Genomic DNA, 1,807 nt, shown 5'->3' with positions numbered 1-1,807 from the left:
GAGAGGTTTACACAGAATAATTTACACTACCGAATAGTCATTTTACCGTGCATATATATTCAATATCTTTTTATCTATTATAATGAAATCAAGGGCTGGTCTAATGCCAGCCCTACAAAAATGAAAATTCACATAGAAAATAAATTTACAATTTTTCCGATATTATCAACAAATACAAACATAATTTATATTATCGTATCTATTGATATGTATTTCAAAGAGTTACCAGAAGTTTTGAAAAGTTTTCAACTTCTTCCCTTGTGTTATTATCTAAATCTCCTAATTTTATACTGATACATCAATAGAATTGCGAACTAACCTATTACCATTTTTGACAAGAGTAGATTCCACTGATTCTCTTGTGACATTATCAAGAATGCTTGTATCAAACTTTTGTCCCGGTTTCCAATTTGGATTAGCTGATTTCACTGCTGCATACATAGCGGCTCTATACTGTCCTTCGTATTGCTCTAAAGTCCATGTGCCACTTAGCCGTTTGTCTTTGCTTACACTTAACTGATAATCTTTGAAAATATCTGAACGCTTCGTTGTATCACCATTTGAAAGACCATTTTCCTGAATAAATTCCTTCTTCACATTATCAAACATCTTTTGACGATATTCCTCAGATACACTTGTGAGTTGCTGCCACGATGTACCTTTGCCGGTAACATCCATTCCTGCCACTCCATTTGCATTCAGCAAATCACCTTCTGAATCAAATTGCTTCATCAGATTATTAATAATGGTATCTCTTCCACCGAATGTTTCATATATCATTTTTTCTTCTGGAGACATCATGGCTTCATTCTGAATTACTCCTTCTAACCAGCCTTTTTCTTTCAAAGCCTTATATTGTTTGCTATTTGTATTGATGCCATTATACGTGTTACCTAATCCGCTGATATTCATTGCCATATAAAAACCTCCTTGTAAATAAATTCAAAATCCGTTTAGAATTAACTCAATGTTATATGGTATATATCGTCATAAATCTCCAAGAAATAAATTTCACCGTTAAGTGCCCTCACAATTATACAGGTAACTCACAATCCTTTAGCCAAAATCGCAGTTCCATAACAGTCACAGCAATTTTATATTTTACTTCGATTTCAACTTTTTCTGGTGGATTGGCTAAAAGCCTGTCAATATCTTTTTCCTCAACACCAGCCATTTTTGCTATAGAATTCATCTTTTTTTGTAAGTTCTGCCGGAGTCATTTCATACCCCCAGCCGGCACCGGTATTCAACAATACATTCACACCCTGACTCTGAATTTGAACCCCATAACCACCTGATGTTAAAATAGTGAAATTTAATGTTCCGCCTCCTGCCAGTGCAATCTGCTTATCTGCAAGATTCTGATTTTTTCCCTCTGCCTGTTCCAAAAAATCCAGTAAGGTTAATTCTCCGATCCCTTTACATTTTGGATTGGCATTTTGATTTTTCATTGCACTTTTTGCCTGTTGGTATAACTGCTTTCTATCCGGTGCAACCTCTGACAAATATTCTGCCCTTAACTGCAATAGCTGCCTTGAAATAGCATCTTGTTCTGTCTTATCAGTAGCATTGGCAGCCTTTTGTGCCAGTTTCTTAATCTCACTCACAAATTCAGTCTGCGTTCTTGTACTTTTTCCTTTCGATGGAATATAAGACCAGTTTGGTTCTCCATTACTACCAGAAGTAATTAACTGTTCCCTTCCAACTGTTCCTATATTTGAAAAAGAGATTCCCATAAATCCACCTCACGGTTCATAAATAAATCTATCTATAACTTTATATCTACTGACTTTCTGCCACTCTACTC

At 35.3% G+C, this 1,807-nt stretch carries 3 protein-coding genes; all 3 read right to left on the bottom strand.

Annotated features, from left to right (window positions below):
- Positions 1-285 precede the first annotated feature (285 nt).
- Positions 286-918: a DUF3879 family protein gene (locus HMPREF0373_RS01640; RefSeq protein ID WP_021737811.1), complete on the bottom strand. Its 633-nt coding sequence runs from the start codon at positions 916-918 to the stop codon at positions 286-288.
- Positions 919-1,033: 115 nt separating this feature from the next.
- Complete coding sequence (locus HMPREF0373_RS16640) at positions 1,034-1,192, bottom strand: HTH domain-containing protein (RefSeq protein ID WP_155958131.1); 159 nt, start codon at positions 1,190-1,192, stop codon at positions 1,034-1,036.
- Entirely contained in the window at positions 1,161-1,736 is a 576-nt protein-coding gene (locus tag HMPREF0373_RS01635; RefSeq protein ID WP_021737809.1) for a hypothetical protein, read from the bottom strand. The genes HMPREF0373_RS16640 and HMPREF0373_RS01635 overlap by 32 nt, the downstream gene beginning before the upstream one ends.
- Positions 1,737-1,807: the final 71 nt, after the last annotated feature.

Origin of the sequence: Eubacterium ramulus ATCC 29099, assembly GCF_000469345.1 — a bacterium.
In the GTDB taxonomy this organism is placed as follows: Bacteria; Bacillota; Clostridia; order Lachnospirales; family Lachnospiraceae; genus Eubacterium_I; species Eubacterium_I ramulus.
This window is presented reverse-complemented; position numbering and strand designations above follow the sequence as displayed.

What these genes read in the sequence shown, in the direction of transcription:
- HMPREF0373_RS01640 (WP_021737811.1), bottom strand. Translation starts at nt 918, where the DNA reads ATGGCAATGAATATCAGCGGATTAGGTAACACGTATAATGGCATCAAT.
- HMPREF0373_RS16640 (WP_155958131.1), bottom strand. Translation starts at nt 1,192, where the DNA reads ATGAATTCTATAGCAAAAATGGCTGGTGTTGAGGAAAAAGATATTGAC.
- HMPREF0373_RS01635 (WP_021737809.1), bottom strand. Translation starts at nt 1,736, where the DNA reads ATGGGAATCTCTTTTTCAAATATAGGAACAGTTGGAAGGGAACAGTTA.